14 protein-coding genes are annotated in these 15,959 nt (G+C 48.9%); 4 read left to right on the top strand and 10 right to left on the bottom strand.

Annotated elements, in window-relative coordinates; translation table 11 throughout:
- Positions 1-17 precede the first annotated feature (17 nt).
- The gene (mfd, locus tag ABDZ76_RS00785) at positions 18-3,515 is read left to right on the top strand and encodes a transcription-repair coupling factor (RefSeq protein WP_343800085.1); all 3,498 of its coding nucleotides are present in this window, start codon (positions 18-20) and stop codon (positions 3,513-3,515) included.
- 45 nt (positions 3,516-3,560) lie between these two features.
- Here the strand turns inward: mfd and ABDZ76_RS00780 are convergent, their stop codons facing one another.
- On the bottom strand, positions 3,561-4,238 hold the full coding sequence (locus ABDZ76_RS00780; protein ID WP_343800083.1) for a DsbA family oxidoreductase: 678 nt from the start codon (positions 4,236-4,238) through the stop codon (positions 3,561-3,563).
- A gap of 707 nt (positions 4,239-4,945) precedes the next feature.
- On the opposite strand from ABDZ76_RS00780, the gene proV reads away from it, so the two are divergent.
- The 3 genes from proV to ABDZ76_RS00765 all read left to right on the top strand — a co-directional run bounded on the left by proV (position 4,946) and on the right by ABDZ76_RS00765 (position 8,148).
- Positions 4,946-6,178: a glycine betaine/L-proline ABC transporter ATP-binding protein ProV gene (gene proV / locus ABDZ76_RS00775; RefSeq protein ID WP_343800081.1), complete on the top strand. Its 1,233-nt coding sequence runs from the start codon at positions 4,946-4,948 to the stop codon at positions 6,176-6,178.
- Between the two features lie 92 nt (positions 6,179-6,270).
- Entirely contained in the window at positions 6,271-7,176 is a 906-nt protein-coding gene (locus tag ABDZ76_RS00770) for an ABC transporter permease (RefSeq protein ID WP_343800079.1), read from the top strand.
- Positions 7,177-7,281: 105 nt separating this feature from the next.
- On the top strand, positions 7,282-8,148 hold the full coding sequence (locus ABDZ76_RS00765) for a glycine betaine ABC transporter substrate-binding protein (RefSeq protein WP_343800077.1): 867 nt from the start codon (positions 7,282-7,284) through the stop codon (positions 8,146-8,148).
- A 46-nt stretch (positions 8,149-8,194) separates the two neighbouring features.
- Here ABDZ76_RS00765 and ABDZ76_RS00760 read toward each other — a convergent pair whose 3' ends face one another.
- From ABDZ76_RS00760 to ABDZ76_RS00720, 9 genes are all read right to left on the bottom strand, one after another.
- Positions 8,195-9,079: a DMT family transporter gene (locus tag ABDZ76_RS00760; RefSeq protein WP_343800075.1), complete on the bottom strand. Its 885-nt coding sequence runs from the start codon at positions 9,077-9,079 to the stop codon at positions 8,195-8,197.
- Positions 9,080-9,270: 191 nt separating this feature from the next.
- Positions 9,271-10,140: an NAD(P)-dependent oxidoreductase gene (locus ABDZ76_RS00755; RefSeq protein ID WP_343802857.1), complete on the bottom strand. Its 870-nt coding sequence runs from the start codon at positions 10,138-10,140 to the stop codon at positions 9,271-9,273.
- Positions 10,141-10,269: 129 nt separating this feature from the next.
- Positions 10,270-10,887 (bottom strand): glutathione S-transferase family protein, encoded by a 618-nt coding sequence (locus tag ABDZ76_RS00750; protein WP_343800073.1) that lies wholly within the window; start codon positions 10,885-10,887, stop codon positions 10,270-10,272.
- A 44-nt stretch (positions 10,888-10,931) separates the two neighbouring features.
- Complete coding sequence (locus ABDZ76_RS00745) at positions 10,932-11,714, bottom strand: ABC transporter permease (protein WP_374844541.1); 783 nt, start codon at positions 11,712-11,714, stop codon at positions 10,932-10,934.
- Between the two features lie 62 nt (positions 11,715-11,776).
- Entirely contained in the window at positions 11,777-12,496 is a 720-nt protein-coding gene (locus ABDZ76_RS00740) for an ABC transporter permease (RefSeq protein ID WP_343800071.1), read from the bottom strand.
- Positions 12,497-12,644: 148 nt separating this feature from the next.
- Complete coding sequence (locus ABDZ76_RS00735) at positions 12,645-13,451, bottom strand: ABC transporter substrate-binding protein (RefSeq protein WP_374844498.1); 807 nt, start codon at positions 13,449-13,451, stop codon at positions 12,645-12,647.
- Between the two features lie 386 nt (positions 13,452-13,837).
- A complete protein-coding gene (gene mobB / locus ABDZ76_RS00730) occupies positions 13,838-14,365 on the bottom strand; it encodes a molybdopterin-guanine dinucleotide biosynthesis protein B (protein WP_343800069.1) in 528 nt (175 codons plus the stop codon).
- 8 nt (positions 14,366-14,373) lie between these two features.
- Positions 14,374-15,024, bottom strand: coding sequence for a molybdenum cofactor guanylyltransferase MobA (gene mobA, locus ABDZ76_RS00725; protein ID WP_343800067.1), 651 nt, complete (start codon positions 15,022-15,024; stop codon positions 14,374-14,376).
- Positions 15,021-15,944: a DMT family transporter gene (locus ABDZ76_RS00720; RefSeq protein ID WP_343800065.1), complete on the bottom strand. Its 924-nt coding sequence runs from the start codon at positions 15,942-15,944 to the stop codon at positions 15,021-15,023. Before ABDZ76_RS00720 ends, mobA begins: the two co-directional genes overlap by 4 nt.
- Positions 15,945-15,959 lie beyond the last annotated feature (15 nt).

The following is a 15,959-nucleotide window of genomic DNA, read 5'->3' as shown; positions in this document are numbered from 1 at the left end:
AAATAGAGTTCTGTCCGATGTCCGTATTTTCCAAATTTGGCTTGAAACCGTCCAAAACCGCGCATGTCACGATTGATGGCGTGGCGGATGGTTTTGAAGGGTTTTGCCTTGCCAGATTAGTTGAAGAAGTGGGCGAGGGCGGCCCTCTGTTATTTGTGATGCGCGATGGTCAGCGCGTGGCGGATCTGGAGCAGGTTTTAAACTTTGTGCGTCCTGATCTGCCTGTGTTGCATCTGCCTGCATGGGATTGTTTGCCTTATGATCGCGTGTCACCGGGCGCTGATACCAGTGCGCGCAGGCTGGCGGCATTGGCGTATTTGTCCAATCTGCAACAGCAGCGCCATCCTGCGATTATTCTAACCACTGCCAATGCCGTGTTGCAAAAGCTGCCGCCGCGTGCAGCACTTGCCGATCAGGTGATTTCCGCGCGTCCGGGCAATCGTCTTAATATGAACGAGCTTGCCGGCAAGCTGGAACGCAATGGTTTTGAACGCGTGCCGACGGTGCGTGATGTGGGTGAATTTGCCGTTCGCGGTGGTATTCTTGATCTCTTTGCGCCTGGCACAGAAGAGCCGGTGCGTCTTGATTTCTTTGGTGATACGTTGGAATCAATCCGCACATTTGATCCGGCAACACAACGCACCAGCGGCAATCAGAAAACTTTCATTCTCCAGCCGATGAGCGAAATTACGCTGTCGCCGGAAATGATCAGCCGTTTCCGTTCGCAATATGTGCAGATGTTCGGTGCGCCTTCACGCGATGATGCGCTTTATCAGGCCATCAGTGAGGGGCGCCGTTTTGCCGGTATGGAACACTGGCTGCCGCTCTTTTATGATGAGCTGGAAACGGTATTTGATCACACGGGCTCCATGCCGGTGGTGTTTGACCATCTGGTGACTGAGGCTTTGGCCGAGCGCCACACATTGGTGCTTGATCATTATGAAGCGCGTGAGCGTCAGGCAACAGGCAAGGAACCGGGCGATAGTGTGCCTTATAAGCCTGTACGTCCGTCGGCGCTTTATATGTCGCCTAAACAAGTGCAGGAACATGCGCAGGCTGCCGGTATGCGCATTGATCTGACCCCTTTTGGTGCGCCGGAAGTTGCAGGTCGCACCGTCATTCATGCCGATGTGCAGGCTGCAAGAAATTTTGCCGAAGAGCGCGCTGCCACCGATATTAACCTCTTTGAGGTGGTGGTTAAATATCTGGCTGATTTGCGAGCCAGCGGCAAAAAAGTCATGTTGGCAGCATGGAGTGAAGGCTCGCTTGATCGCTTGCTGCAAGTGCTTGGCGAGCATGGCCTTGAAAAAATCGAAACCGTTGACGAACTTCGCACTGTCAAAGCTTTATCGCGCGATAAAATCACCGCAACCGTGCTGGCGATTGAAAGCGGCTTTACCGCCAGTGATCTGGTGGTTGTGGCTGAGCAGGATATTCTGGGTGACCGCTTGGTGCGCCGCACCAAGAAGCGCAAACGCGATCAGGACTTTATCTCTGATGCGGGTGCGTTGACGGCTGGCGACATTGTTGTGCATGTCGATCACGGCATTGGTAAATTTGTCGGGCTTAAAACCATCACGGCTGCGGGCGCGCCGCATGATTGTTTGGAAATTCATTATGCCGGTGATGACCGTCTGTTCTTGCCGGTTGAAAATATCGAGCTTCTGTCGCGTTTTGGCGGTGAGGGCTCAACAGCACTGCTTGATAAATTGGGCGGTGGCGCATGGCAGGCACGCAAAGCCAAGCTTAAAAAACGCTTACTGGAAATTGCCGGACATCTCATTCAGATTGCGGCTGAGCGTCAGATGCGAGGTGCGCCGGTTATGCCGCCACCTGAAGGGCTTTATGCCGAGTTTGCAGCCCGTTTCCCTTATGATGAGACTGAAGATCAGCTGAGCGCCATTGAGGCAATCACTGATGATCTCTCGCTTGGTCGTCCGATGGATCGTCTGATTTGTGGTGATGTCGGCTTTGGTAAAACCGAAGTGGCCTTGCGCGCAGCCTTTATTGCCGCGCTTAATGGTTTTCAGGTGGCCGTGGTCGTTCCGACAACACTTCTGTCACGTCAGCATTTCAAAACATTTACAGCGCGTTTCCATGGGCTGCCGATCAATGTGGCGCAAGCCTCGCGTCTGGTTGGCGCGAAAGAACTGTCGCAGGTCAAAAAAGACGTGGCAGACGGCAAAGTGGATATTGTTGTTGGCACCCATGCGCTGCTTGGATCCGGCATCAAGTTTAAAAATCTTGGTCTTCTTATTATCGATGAAGAACAGCATTTTGGCGTGAAGCATAAAGAGCGTCTGAAAGATTTGAAATCAGACGTGCATGTGCTCACTCTTTCCGCCACGCCAATTCCGCGTACATTGCAATTGGCGCTCACAGGTGTGCGTGAATTGTCGTTGATTACCACGCCACCGGTTGATCGTATGGCGGTGCGCACATTTATTTCGCCATTTGATCCGTTGGTGATCCGTGAAACCTTGATGCGCGAGCATTATCGTGGTGGTCATAGTTTCTATGTCTGTCCGCGTGTGTCTGATCTGGCGCATATCAAAGAGTTCTTGGATGAACATGTGCCTGAGCTGAAAGTGGCTGTGGCGCATGGTCAGATGGCACCGGGCATGCTCGATGACATCATGAACGCCTTCTATGAAGGTCAATATGATGTGCTGCTTTCCACCACTATTGTGGAATCCGGCCTTGATGTGCCGACCGCCAATACATTGATCGTCCATCGTGCGGATATGTTTGGTCTGGCGCAGCTTTACCAGATCCGTGGCCGTGTGGGGCGTTCTAAACAGCGTGCTTTCGCGCTGTTTACGCTGCCTGTCGGGCGTACCTTGACGCAAACCGCTGAACGCCGCCTGAAAGTGCTGCAATCGCTTGATACGCTTGGTGCAGGTTTCCAGCTTGCCAGCCATGATATGGATATTCGTGGTGCGGGCAATCTGCTTGGCGAAGAGCAGTCCGGTCATATCAAAGAGGTCGGTTTCGAGCTTTATCAGCAGATGCTCGAAGAAGCCGTTGCCGAATTGCAGGGCACGGAAGTGGTGGAGAGCACGCAGTGGTCGCCGCAGATTTCTATCGGCACGGCTGTGATGATACCGGAAGCTTACGTGCCTGATCTGCAATTGCGTCTTGGTTTGTATCGTCGTCTGGCTGATCTGGAAGAAACGCAGGATATTGACGCTTTTGCAGCCGAGCTGATCGACCGTTTTGGCCCATTGCCGGAAGAAGTGCAGCACCTGCTGAAAATTGTCTTCATCAAGGCGCTTTGCCGCAAAGCTAATGTCGAGAAGCTGGATGCGGGGCCGAAGGGTGTCGTTATCCAGTTCCGTGATAAGACATTCCCTAATCCGGTTGGTCTGGTGAAAATGATTGGCGAGCAGGGATCATTGGCAAAAATCCGCCCTGATCAAAGTATTGTGCTGATCCGCGATTGGCCGACACCGGAAAAACGTCTCACAGGCGCGGCTGTGGTGATGACACAGCTTGCAAAAATTGCGGCTGCTTGATTTCTCGAGCAGCCGCTAAAACTTTGATTAAAAATGTCACCGTGATTAACGGTCTTCAATAATACCTGGTTCAAAACCGCTGGCGGCCTGACTGATTGCATCGGCCAGAACATCGGCACTTTGTGCACCCATGACGGCATATTTCTGGTCAATAATGAAACATGGCACTCCACGCACGCCGATGCGGGTGGCTGTTTCAATTTCTTGCCGGATATTCTGCTTGTCAGCGTCGGTTTCCAGCAGTTTTTCAATCACAGGTGCTTCAAGGCCGGCTTTGCTTGCTGCTTCTACCAGTACTTTATGATCGCCGATATTCTGGCCTTGCTCAAAATAAAGCGAAAACAGTTCGCCGACGAGCTTGTCTTGGGCATCAGTTGTGCCAGCCTGCGCTGCCCAATGAATGACGCGATGCGCATCCAATGTGTTTGGCGCAATCTCAATGGCATCGAAATCAAATTCAATGTCGTTGTCTTCACCGGTTTTAATCAGCTGATCGTGCATTTCATCGGCACGCGAACTGGAGCCGAATTTTTCTTTCATATAGGCTTTGCGATCCTTGCCGCCAGCCGGAATATTCGGGTCGAGCTGATAAGGGCGCCAGCGTATGGTCGCTTCCACGTCTGGCAGGAGATTTAATGCCTGTTGCAGCCTTTTGCGGCCTACAAAGCACCATGGGCATACCACATCCGATATAACATCGATGGTTATTTGTTTGGCAGGCATGGTTTATCCTTTTAAATTGCAAATCTGTTAGCGCCCCAACATATTCACGGCATAGCGTTATTGTAAGGGGCGCAAACGAAATTTGTGCAATTATACGCGAGCTGCGTTTGCCTTGATCAGAAAAAGAAATACCAAAGGATCAGAACTACAAAAAACGGAACGCCGAGCATCCATAAAATTCCAGCACGTAACATGAGAACCTCCATTTTTTAGCTTCTAAAAGGCGTGGCCTGTATCAAACTAACTGCTGAATGCAGGATTGGTTCCGTATTTTTTACATAAGTTTTATTTGAAATTTGTGCGGAAAACGCATTTTTGAGGGTCGTTTTAGCGATTTTTTTAAATAAAAGCCCTGATTCACGCCACGATTATGCCGGCATGGAAAAGGTGTGGAATGTATGGTCTCTTGTCTTTGATCCGGCCATAAAACGGCTCTTTTGCGCTTCCAAAATATAAAAATTTAACATGGCTGCATCCCTTGTATAGTACGGGATGTAGCAAGATTTAGAGCATTCTGATATGAGTAGATTTTTGTCTTTGGGTGGACATAAAGTCAGTTTTCTATATACTAAATCCGAAATCTGAATTGAATGAGTTCTTATTGTTGAAGTTTTTAAGTTATATACTTTAAACTTTAATATATGAGTTCATTTTTGCTTGTTTAAGGAGGTTAGGTCTGCCCGACAAGGCAGGGTTAATTTTAATATATGGTATTTATTACGGACAACGATAGTAAAGAAACTTCCGAAAAAGTAAAAATTTCTTTGAAAAATGTTTTCAAAGTTTTTGGCGATCGTCCGGAACGCGCTTTAAAAGAATTGAAGTCCGGAAAATCCAAAACAGATATCCATCGTGAAACCGGCTGCACAATTGGTGTGGATGATGCCGGATTTGAGATTATGGAAGGCGAGATTTTCGTCATTATGGGGCTTTCAGGCTCCGGGAAATCCACGCTTCTACGGTTGCTCAACCGTTTGATTGAGCCAACATCGGGTGTTATTGAAGTTGATGGTCGCGACATTACCAAAATGTCGAAGCCAGAACTCATCGACTTGCGCCGCCGCGATATGAGTATGGTTTTTCAGTCCTTCGCGCTTTTGCCAAACAGGACTGTTTTGAATAATGCTTCCTTTGGTCTGGAAATTGCCGGTGTCGGTGAGGCCGAACGCCACGAAAAAGCAATGAAGACGCTGGCAGCTGTTGGCCTTGAAGCTTATGCGCAAAGCAAGCCGGATGAATTGTCCGGTGGTATGAAGCAGCGTGTCGGGCTGGCGCGTGCCTTGGCAAGCGAGCCGACCATTTTGCTGATGGACGAGGCTTTCTCAGCACTTGACCCGCTGATCCGCACCGAAATGCAGGATGAGCTCATTCGGTTGCAAGCAGAAAACAGTCGCACCATTATCTTTGTCAGTCATGATCTTGATGAAGCGATGCGCATTGGCGACCGTATCTGCATCATGCAGCACGGTAAGGTGGTGCAGGTTGGCACACCCGACGAGATCGTTTCGCAGCCAGCCAATGACTATGTGCGCTCCTTCTTCCGCAATGTGGATGTGTCGCAGGTCTTCAAGGCCGGTGATATTGCCCGCAGCACCCAGCTGACGATCATCGAGCGCCATGGTGTTTCCGCTGCGGCAGCACTGAAACAAATGGAAAGCGCAGGACGCGAAGTTGCTATTATCGTTGGTCGTGACCGTGGCTATCACGGCATGATCAGTAAAGATGCGCTGATCGATCGTTTGAAATCAAAAGTAGAGCAGCCTTATCGTGAAGCCTTTATTCCGGATTTGGAGCCGATACAGGCAGAAGAATCCTTGTCTGATGTTCTGGGGCGCGTCGCTGAAAGCCGCTGGCCGGTGCCGGTTGTTGATGAAAACAATCGTTATGTCGGTGCGATCAGCAAAACTGCACTGCTTGAAACTCTCGACCGTGCCAGTTGAGCGCAGCCATTCTGCTTCGTTTGAAGCATTGGAATAGTGTGCGTGGAAACAAAGATAAGGATGCATAAAAGCATCCGGAACGGACGGATAAAATGAATTTCGATTTTAGTATTGGTAAGGGTGCCGATATTGTGGTCAATTATATTCTTGACCATTTCACCCCGCTGTTGGATGCAATCTCTGCTGCAATCGGTCTGGTGACCGGCAGTATTCAGCAAGTTTTGTTGTCCTTACCGCCAGTTGCTGGCATTCTCATTCTGGCAGCGCTCAGCCTTTGGCGCGTTGGTGGCAAATTCGCACTCTTTACCCTGCTTGCCATGGCGTTGGTGCTCCATATGGGGCTTTGGGAAGGCATGATGCAGAGCTTGTCGCTTGTGCTGGCTGCAACCATTATTGCTATGCTGATTGGTATTCCGCTGGGCATCTGGATGGCGCGCAGTGAAACAGTGGCAACCATTACACGCCCTGTACTTGACCTGATGCAGACCATGCCTGCCTTTGTGTATCTTATTCCTGCGGCCATGTTCTTTGGCCTTGGTGCGGTGCCTGGTACAATTGCGACGGTTATTTTCTCAATGCCGCCGGTGGTACGTCTCACCAATCTTGGTATTCGTCAGGTGGATGGTGAATTTATTGAGGCAGGACTTGCCTTTGGTTGCACCGGCAAACAGTTGCTCTTCAAAGTGCAGTTGCCGAATGCGATGCCTTCCATCATGGCAGGTGTAAACCAGACCATCATGCTCTCGCTTTCGATGGTGGTGATCGCATCGATGATTGGTGCGGGTGGTCTTGGTAATACGGTTCTCACCGGTATTCAGCGCCTTGATGTTGGCACTGGTTTTGAAGGTGGTTTGGCCGTGGTTATTCTGGCGGTCGTTCTTGACCGGATTACCCAGAGTTTTGGCAAGGAGCGTTCTGGCTTCCTCAAGCGCCTTGCATTTTTTAAAAAAGAGGCAAGCGACGTCAAGCAGCCTGTGCTGAATAAACAGGAAGCATAAGAGCTGTTTGCGAATGAATTTATGCATCGCTTTGAAAAGGCGTTTTCAAAATTCGAACGTATAAAAGCGATGCATTGCAAAAATAAAAACCGAAAAGGAAAAGATATGTTTGGGAAACTGACACGTCTAAGCCTGGCGGCATTGCTGGCGGGAACTATGGCAACTTCGGCATTGGCACAGGATGCCAAAACCGTGAAACTGGGTTGGGCTCCATGGTCCGACGCTGAATTTGTCACCAAACTCGCAGCAAAATTGTTGGAAGATAAATACGGCCAGAAAGTCGAGCTGGTTCAGACCGACGTGGCACCGCTTTATCAGGGCGTGAGCCGTGGTGATCTGGATGCGATGATGATGGCATGGCTGCCTGCGACCCACGAGGACTATTATAAGCGCGTGGAAAGCAAAGTTGAAAATCTTGGGCCCGTTTATGAAGGTGCAAAGCTTGGGTGGGTTGTACCGGCCTATATTCCGGAAAGTGAGATCAACTCGATCGAAGATCTAAAAAAGGCCGAAGTTCAGGAAAAACTGAAAGGCCAGATCCAGGGTATTGATCCGGGGGCAGGTCTTACCCGCTTGTCGGAAGAAGCCATCAAGGCTTATGGCTTGAATTATAAGCTACAGATTTCCAGTGAAGCGGCAATGCTCACCACTGTAGACCGTGAAATGCGCAAAGACGGCTGGTTTGTAGCTACCGCCTGGAGCCCGCACTGGATGTTCGGAAAATATAAGCTGCGCTATATTGATGATCCGGAAACAGCTCTTGGTGATGCAGAACATGTAGATGTGCTGGCACGCAAAGGCTTTGCCGAAGAAAACCCTGAAGCTGCTGGTTTCTTGAAGCGGATGAAGCTGCCGATTGATGAGTTGGAGGCTGCGATGTTTAACGCGCAGGAAACTTCTTATGAAAAAGCAGTTGATAAATATATTGAAGCAAATCCAGACCGTATCAAGGAATGGGTTGAAGATAAATAAGTAAACTAAAAGCGGCGGCTTCATTTTGAAGCCGCCGCTTTTTTAATTAGCTGCGGCGGGCAAATAAAATGCCGCAAATGATAATAATACCGCCGATAATCTGCATTATGCCGATAGGCTCACTGAGGATAAGCCATGCCAGAATGGCAGCCACAACCGGCTGGATCAGCAAAGTGAGCGATGAGAAAGAGGCGGGCAGATAGGCCAGCGCATAGGTAATAAGCCCTTGGCCACCTGCATGGGTGATCAGCGCAAGGCCGATCAGAATTGCCCAGCCGTAAAAAGTGAGCGGAAACAGGTTCGCTTCAAAAGCAACCGATACAATCAGCATGGCAATGCTGGCTGAAATAGTACTTGCCAGCATAATTTGCATGGCAGTGAATTTCGCCCGAAGCTTGCCCAGAAACAAAATATAGCCTGCATAGAACATCGCAGCGATCAGCGCGAGGCCATCGCCTTTGACCTGTCCGTCGGTAAGGCCTGCCACGCCGCCTTTCAAAACCACCAGCCCGATGCAAGCAAGGACGAGACCGATCACAAACGGGCGGGACGGACGGATACCTAAGAAAATCCAGGCTCCGGCAGCCACAAAAATTGGTGCCATATTTGCAAGCAAGGTGGCATTGGCAACGGTCGTAATATTGAGGGCTGCATGCCAGAGCGCCAGATCTCCGGCCAGAAATAAGCCCGGAATGCCGAGTGCAAAATAATCCTTCCATGTGAAAGGTTCTGTTCTCGCTTCCGGCTTGATGAACATTTTATCAAATGCCAAAAGCGGCAGCATTGCCAAAGCCAAACGCCAAAAAGCCGTTGCCAGCGGACCTGTTTCTGAAAGGCGCACAAAAATAGGTGATGTACCAATGGCGACGCCGCCAAGGAACAGCGCAATCATAGCAATGTGAGCAGGGCTTTTCTTTGATACCGCAATCATAACTTCCGCCAATACATACAAATAAACCGGCGGGCACGCTTACGAGGCTAAATATTAATTTGCCAATATTTCATGCTTTTTAAGCACTTGCTGTCGGTTGGGAGACAATAAAAAGAGCCGCATCGACGGCTCTTTTTTGAGGTTCATAAAGGATAATGAGAGTTAAGGCAACTTAAAGAGCCGGATGTGAATTATTGTTCCAGCCGCGCCAGTAATGAAGAAGTATCCCAGCGGCCGCCACCCAGTTTCTGCACTTCTTTATAGAACTGATCGACAAGGGCAGTCACAGGCAGCATTGCGCCATTGCGATTGGCTTCATCAAGGCAGATGCTCAAATCTTTGCGCATCCAGTCAACGGCAAAACCGTGATTATATTCGCCCTGATCCATAGTTTTATGGCGGTTTTCCATCTGCCATGATCCAGCAGCACCTTTGGAAATCACTTCAATAAGCTTGCTGATATCAAGGCCGGCTTTTTTACCGAAATGAATTCCTTCTGCTAAGCCTTGAACCAGACCTGCAATGCAGATTTGATTGACCATTTTGGCCAATTGTCCGGCACCAACAGGACCCATCAAGCCGACTGAGCGGGCAAAAGCTTCAATCACTGGCTTGGCCGTGTTGAAATCATTTTCATCGGCACCAACCATAACGGTGAGTACCCCATTTTCAGCGCCTGCCTGACCACCGGAAACAGGGGCATCCATAAATTTGAAACCGGCTTTTTGTGCAGCTTCGCCCAGTTCTCTGGCAATGGCTGCGGAAGCCGTGGTGTTATCAATAAAAAAACCGCCCTTTTTCATAGTCGAAAATGCACCATTTTCTCCCAATGTGACTGAGCGCAGATCATCATCATTGCCAACGCAGGCAAAAACAAAATCAGCGTCTTTAGCTGCTTCGGCAGGCGTTGCAGCAAAAGTGCCGCCAAATTCTTTCGCCCATTTTTCAGCCTTCGCAGTGGTGCGGTTATAGACTGTTACCGCATGGCCACCTTTGTTTTTGAGGTGACCGGCCATTGGATATCCCATAACGCCAAGTCCGAGATAAGCAACTTTTGCCATCATAAAAATCCTTTTAGAGCATTGCTTGCAAAACTGTGCAGCGATTTTGCGCAGCTTAATGCATTAAAACAAAACTTAAGAGCGCTTCCATCATGATATTGTCACTGGAAGCACTCAAATGCGGGCTGGTTATTCAATGGTGGTCATTACGCGGTGGCGATAGGCAGGGCGTGCCTGCAACTGCTGATACCAGCGCTCTAAGTTCGGCATAGACGGTCGATCAAGCTGCATGCCGAACCATAAATAGAGATTTACCCCAAGCGGTATATCGCCGATGCCAAAGCTCTTGCCTGACATCCATTCATTCTCGCCCAAATGAGCCTCGGCAATTTTCAGCACTTTGGAAAGCTCGGCAACAGATTGTGCCAGTAGCTTGGCATCACGTTGTTCTTCCGGCAGGCGCAAACCGTGCTGAATGATGGTGCGGAAATGCGGGGCAACGGAATTTGATGTCCAGTCCATCCACTTTTCGGCAGAAGCGCGCTCGGCAGGGTTTTCAATCCAAAGGCTGCCTTTGCCATATTGTGCTGCCAGATAGCGCACAATCACATTGGATTCCCATAAGTAAAATGAGCCGTCTTCGAGAAGCGGCACTTTGCCGTTGGGATTGCGTTTTAGGAATTCAGGATTGTCCAGACCGCCATGTTTGCCACCGGCGTGGATATATTCCACATCCTGACCGAGTTCTTCAGCCGTCCATAATGTCTTTTTGACATTGCCTGAATTATCGCGTCCCCAGATTTTCATTCTCTTCCCTTTGCATTTTGTATGTCAGCCATCATGGGTGCAGATCAGCGCTTCAAATGTCTGGTAATTCTGCGTTCAATCCATTCCCAAATATGACGCAATATTTCTACGATGATAAGATATAAAACAGCCGCCCACAGATATGTCTGGAAATCAAAAGTGCGCGAATAAGCACGTCTCGTTTCGCCCATCAGGTCATAGACGGTAATGATAGCAACAATCGCGGAGCCTTTGATCATCAGGATGATTTCATTGCCGTAAGGGCGCAATGCCACGATCAGTGCTTGCGGCAGAATGACCTTCCAGAATGTTACTCTTTTATTGAGGCCAAGTGCGGCTGCACCTTCCCATTGGCCAACGGCAACACTTTGAATAGCGCCACGTAAAATTTCGGCCTGATAGGCGGATGTATTAAGCGTAAAGGCTAAGATGGCGCAGTTCCATGCATCGCGGAAAAACACCCAAAGGCCGACCTGTTCTAAAAACGGCCGGAATGTACCAAAGCCGTAATAAATCAGAAACGCCTGTGCCAAAAGCGGCGTGCCGCGGAAAAAATACACATAGCCATAAGAAATCCGGCGCAGAAACTTGGAGTTTGACATACGCGCCGCGGCAACAGGCAGCGAAACCAGCGCACCCAAAACAATAGAGATAGCGACAAGCTTTAATGTGGTGAGGAGGCCGGACCAATAACGCTGGCCATAGGTCTGTACCAGATCGATCTGCCATGAATTATAAAGATAGATAGCAAGACCGGCGAACATCATAAGCCATAGGCCGACCAGTATATGGCCGGTGATACGTGCCTTCGTCCAGCGACGTTTCATTGCCGGTGGCTTTAAACATTCAACTTCAGTGCGCCTTAAAGCAGTGGAGGACATATGTTTGCTCATGCTGCGCTTCGCTTTTTATTATTGCTTGCCCAGTCACCAATCCGGTTGATGAAATAGGACGAAATAACCGCAAGGCTGAGATAAAGCAGGCATGCAAGGCCATAAAAGAGAAATGGCTCTTTCGTAACACGTGCGGCAATCTGGGTTTGACGAATAATATCTGAAAGCGAAATAACCGAGACGAGTGATGTGTCTTTGAGCAAGACCAGCCAGAGATTGGCAAGGCCGGGCAGGGCAATGCGGATCAATTGCGGAAAAATGATCTTGCGCATGGTCTGCCATTTGGAAAGACCAATGGCATAGCCTGCCTCATATTGTCCGGCAGGAATGGCACGAAAAGCGGATAAAAACACTTCGCTAGAATAGGACGAGAAAACAAATCCCAGCGCCAGCATACCGGCGGCAAAGGAATTGATTTCAATCTGAATATTCAACCCAAGTGCGGCAGTAAGTTTTTGTACGCCAAGCGTGGCACCAAAATAAACCAGAAACAAAGTAAGAAGTTCGGGTAGCCCGCGGAAAATGGTTGTGTAAATATTTGAAGCCAGTCGCAAAGATGGTTCAGGCGATTGTTTGCCAAGAGCAATCAGAAAGCCAAGTGCCAGACCGAGTGGCAGGGTGGCAACAGCCAGAGAAACAGTAATCACCAGACCAGATAAAATATTGCTGGCCCAGCCTTCAGGTCCAAAACTAATTAAACTTAAATAATAATCCATGCGCTTATGCGCCTTTTCTTTCTCAAATTATGCGTGGCCTGCATTGTTATGCTTTGAGGCCGCGTTCTGGCTTTTACAGGTCTGCGTTTTGACAGATAAAATGGAAACGGCCTTTCTTGAGTTTTAAGAAAGGCCGTTCATTTATTGATTAGTTTTCTGCACCATAGGCATCAAACGCAAAGTACTTGTCGTTGATTTCCTTGTATTTGCCATTGGCACGAATGGCCTTGATGGCGGCAGAAAGCTTGTCTGCCAGCTCTGTATTGCCTTTCTTGACGGCAACACCGGCACCCGGACCATGAATTTCAATGACTGGCGGGAATGTGCCAAGCATCTTACAACATGCACCTTCTGGTGTTTCCAACCACTGCGACAGGGTCACACTATCATCATTGACGGCATCAAGACGGCCATTGACGAGGTCAAGGCGATATTCTTCCGCTGTCGGATAGGCTTTGATTTCGCTGTCCGTGAAGGTCTTTTCCGAGTAATTGGCGTGGGTTGTTGAAACCTGAACACCGATTGTTTTGCCGGCGAGATCTTCTTTGGTCATGCCGGTAATCGGGCTGTCTTTTGGCACAACAATGCCCGGAGGGGTGTTATAATATTTACCGCTGAAATCGACCTGCTTTTTGCGCTCTTCGGTGATCGACATTGAGGCAATATAAGCATCGATCTTGCCAGCTTGCAGGCTCGGAATGGCGCCATCCCATTCCTGTGTGACCATTTCACAATCGGCTTTCAGTTCCTCACAAAGAGCAAGGCCGATTTCAACATCAAAGCCGGTGAGTTTACCGTCTGATGTGATGAAGTTGAATGGCGGGTAAGCGCCTTCAGATGCGATTTTAATTTTCAGTGGTTCTTCCGCTGATGCGCTGGTGATGCCAGCTGCATTGAGGCTGAGTGCAAATGCAAAAGCCGAAACGGCATAAGTCATACGTTTTGATAGACGCATTTTTCCCTCTTTATATTTGCAGCCTTTGTTTACGGTTGCTCGCATTTAAGGCCGTCGTTTATCATTGTTTTTGCACATATCTTTGGCTAGTAGCGGAAAGCTGCCAATCAAAAACATGTGTGAAGCATTTGCTTCTTATGGATTGATATTCCCATTATTTTCAGGAGAAAGGCAAGCCGTATTCAGATTTTTCAGTTTAAATAAAATTTAAAAAAAGCTTGGTGTAAATTTTTAAGAGAAATTGCAGGCAAAGTGCCGGAAAATAAAGCTTAAAAGCTGCTTTTTTGACGAGAAAATTTGCATAATGATGATAGTCTAATACCAAAGACGTAGAGAGGATTTGTCTCAATCAACAGATTAACTAGTATGTGGTGGCCGTCGCGGAATCAGCTCTTTTTCAAACCACAAAATCGCTCAATAAAATCAGCAACTGATGTGATGTCATTGAGCTGAAAAAGTGGTAAGTGACCGGATTGTTTGAGATCAGACGCGCTTAAATCACTTGCTAAAGCAATGATGGTTTCATTCGTTTCATAGATAGGCGCTTGTTTTTGGCTGGCTTGTCTGATCACTTCAAGCTTGGGGTGGGTGCCTTGTTTATACCCCTCCACCAGCACCAGATCAGCCGGCGATAAACGCGCAAGAATATCATCTAAACAAGGCTCAGCCTCATCCATATTTTCATGGATGATCGCAAAGCGGCGGGATGAGACAACGGCCACTTCACCGGCACCGGCTTTGCGATGGCGCCATGAATCCGTTCCCTCCACATCAATGTCAAAATCATGATGCGCATGTTTGATGGTGGAAACACGCCAGCCGCGCTGTGTCAGTTCACGCACCAGTTTTTCGGTCATGGTGGTTTTACCGGCGTTTTTCCAGCCGGTGATGCCAAAGACTGGTGATGTTGTCATTTTCGTATTCATCGGTTCAATTGTTTTTGCAACTGGCGTGCTTTGATGAGATCAGCCGGTTCGTTAATATTGAAAAAAGGGTCATATGTGCTGCCATCCGGCAGGGACTGAACGGGGAAGTCGGCGATCGTTTGCTTAATCGTCATGGCAAAACTAATGACGCTTGGCTTGTGGCCTTGGGCAAGCCAAGAGGATAGATTTGCTGCCAGATTTGTGCGCCACAAGCCAAAAGTCGGGTGCGTTGCGCCATTGGATGTTGCAAAGACGACATCACTTTGGGTGGTTTGTTGTTGGCTTAAAAGTTTTTCGAGCAGATCACTTGGGATAAAAGGTGTGTCTGCCGCGGCGGTTACTACAAAAGCCTGATCTTTTGCATAATGCATCGCGGTGAGGATACCGGTAAGCGGGCCAGAATTATAGGCAAACTGATCTGCAATAACGGGCAAACCAAATCGCGATAAATCGCTTTGATGCTGGTTGCTGTTTAAAGCGATATGATCGGCTTGCATTTTTAAGCGTTCAATCAAATGGGCAATCACTGGCTTGTCATCCAGCAAATGCAAATATTTGTCTCCTGTAAGCCCTTCGGCTTGCATACGGCTTGAGCGGCCACCGGCAAGAATGACAACCGGTATACTGCGGGCTTGAATATCATTCATGAAGGGTCGATCCCCGTTGGAATGGAGGCAAGGGTACTGCGTTGCTCGGCACGTTTGTTCAGCACGCTTTCGCGATAGATCATGTAAACACCACTGCTCACCACAATCAGCGCGCCGAAAATTGTCCAAAGGTCAGGTGGCTCACGGAAAATGACAGTGCTGAGAATGATTGCCCATAACAGGCTGGTATAACGGAAAGGGGAGACAAAAGAGATTTCGCCCTGACGCATGGCCATGATGATGAAGCTATAGCCAATTAGCAGCAAAACAGCCGCAATAATACAGAGGAAAACACTGTTTATAGTCAAGGGTGTCCAGCCGCCCATCGGCATGATGATGGCCGCGCCTATCATCGTGGTGGCAACGGTTGTAAGCGTTGAGAGATAAAGCGTCGGTACTGTATCCGGCACGCGGCGCGTTGCAATATCACGCACCGCAGCGGCCAAAACGCTTAAGAGCAAAAGCCCGATACTGGTGATACCGGCAATTTCATTGCCGCCCGGCCGAATGATAATCAACACGCCGACAAGACCAATGAGAATACATGTCCAGCGACGCCAGCCGACATGCTCCCGCAAAAACACAGCTGCACCGATGGTCACAAACAAAGGAACGGCCTGAAAGATGGAGGAGGCGAAAGCCTGCGAGACAAATTTCAGCACATAAATATAGGTGATGGCCGCAACGACTTCGGCAGCGACACGCAAGGCCACCATCGCGTTAAAGCCGATTTTCCGCAGGCTACCCTGATACCATGCCAAAGTGGTGATAATGGCGGTGGCAAAGCAACCGCGCACCAGCATATATTGGCCGCCATTCATCTCTTGCGCCAAAATTTTGGTGATACTGTCGCCGATGGTGAATAATCCCATCGCAATCATCATATAGATACCGGCACGCAAATTGGCAGAGTTTACCACGGTAAGGCTTTCATA

It is taken from the genome of Paenochrobactrum glaciei (assembly GCF_039522165.1).
Lineage (GTDB): Bacteria > Pseudomonadota > Alphaproteobacteria > Rhizobiales > Rhizobiaceae > Paenochrobactrum > Paenochrobactrum glaciei.
Note: the sequence above shows the minus strand (reverse complement) of the source record. Positions and strands in the feature narration are given on the sequence as shown.

Bases quoted from the DNA above. Each gene is read 5' to 3' on its own strand.
- ABDZ76_RS00760 (WP_343800075.1), bottom strand. From the start codon at position 9,079: ATGATTGCGGTATCAAAGAAAAGCCCTGCTCACATTGCTATGATTGCG.
- ABDZ76_RS00735 (WP_374844498.1), bottom strand. From the start codon at position 13,451: ATGCGTCTATCAAAACGTATGACTTATGCCGTTTCGGCTTTTGCATTT.
- ABDZ76_RS00745 (WP_374844541.1), bottom strand. From the start codon at position 11,714: ATGAAACGTCGCTGGACGAAGGCACGTATCACCGGCCATATACTGGTC.
- proV (WP_343800081.1), top strand. From the start codon at position 4,946: ATGGTATTTATTACGGACAACGATAGTAAAGAAACTTCCGAAAAAGTA.
- mobA (WP_343800067.1), bottom strand. From the start codon at position 15,024: ATGAATGATATTCAAGCCCGCAGTATACCGGTTGTCATTCTTGCCGGT.
- mobB (WP_343800069.1), bottom strand. From the start codon at position 14,365: ATGACAACATCACCAGTCTTTGGCATCACCGGCTGGAAAAACGCCGGT.
- ABDZ76_RS00780 (WP_343800083.1), bottom strand. From the start codon at position 4,238: ATGCCTGCCAAACAAATAACCATCGATGTTATATCGGATGTGGTATGC.
- ABDZ76_RS00755 (WP_343802857.1), bottom strand. From the start codon at position 10,140: ATGGCAAAAGTTGCTTATCTCGGACTTGGCGTTATGGGATATCCAATG.
- mfd (WP_343800085.1), top strand. From the start codon at position 18: ATGTCCGTATTTTCCAAATTTGGCTTGAAACCGTCCAAAACCGCGCAT.
- ABDZ76_RS00770 (WP_343800079.1), top strand. From the start codon at position 6,271: ATGAATTTCGATTTTAGTATTGGTAAGGGTGCCGATATTGTGGTCAAT.
- ABDZ76_RS00750 (WP_343800073.1), bottom strand. From the start codon at position 10,887: ATGAAAATCTGGGGACGCGATAATTCAGGCAATGTCAAAAAGACATTA.
- ABDZ76_RS00765 (WP_343800077.1), top strand. From the start codon at position 7,282: ATGTTTGGGAAACTGACACGTCTAAGCCTGGCGGCATTGCTGGCGGGA.
- ABDZ76_RS00740 (WP_343800071.1), bottom strand. From the start codon at position 12,496: ATGGATTATTATTTAAGTTTAATTAGTTTTGGACCTGAAGGCTGGGCC.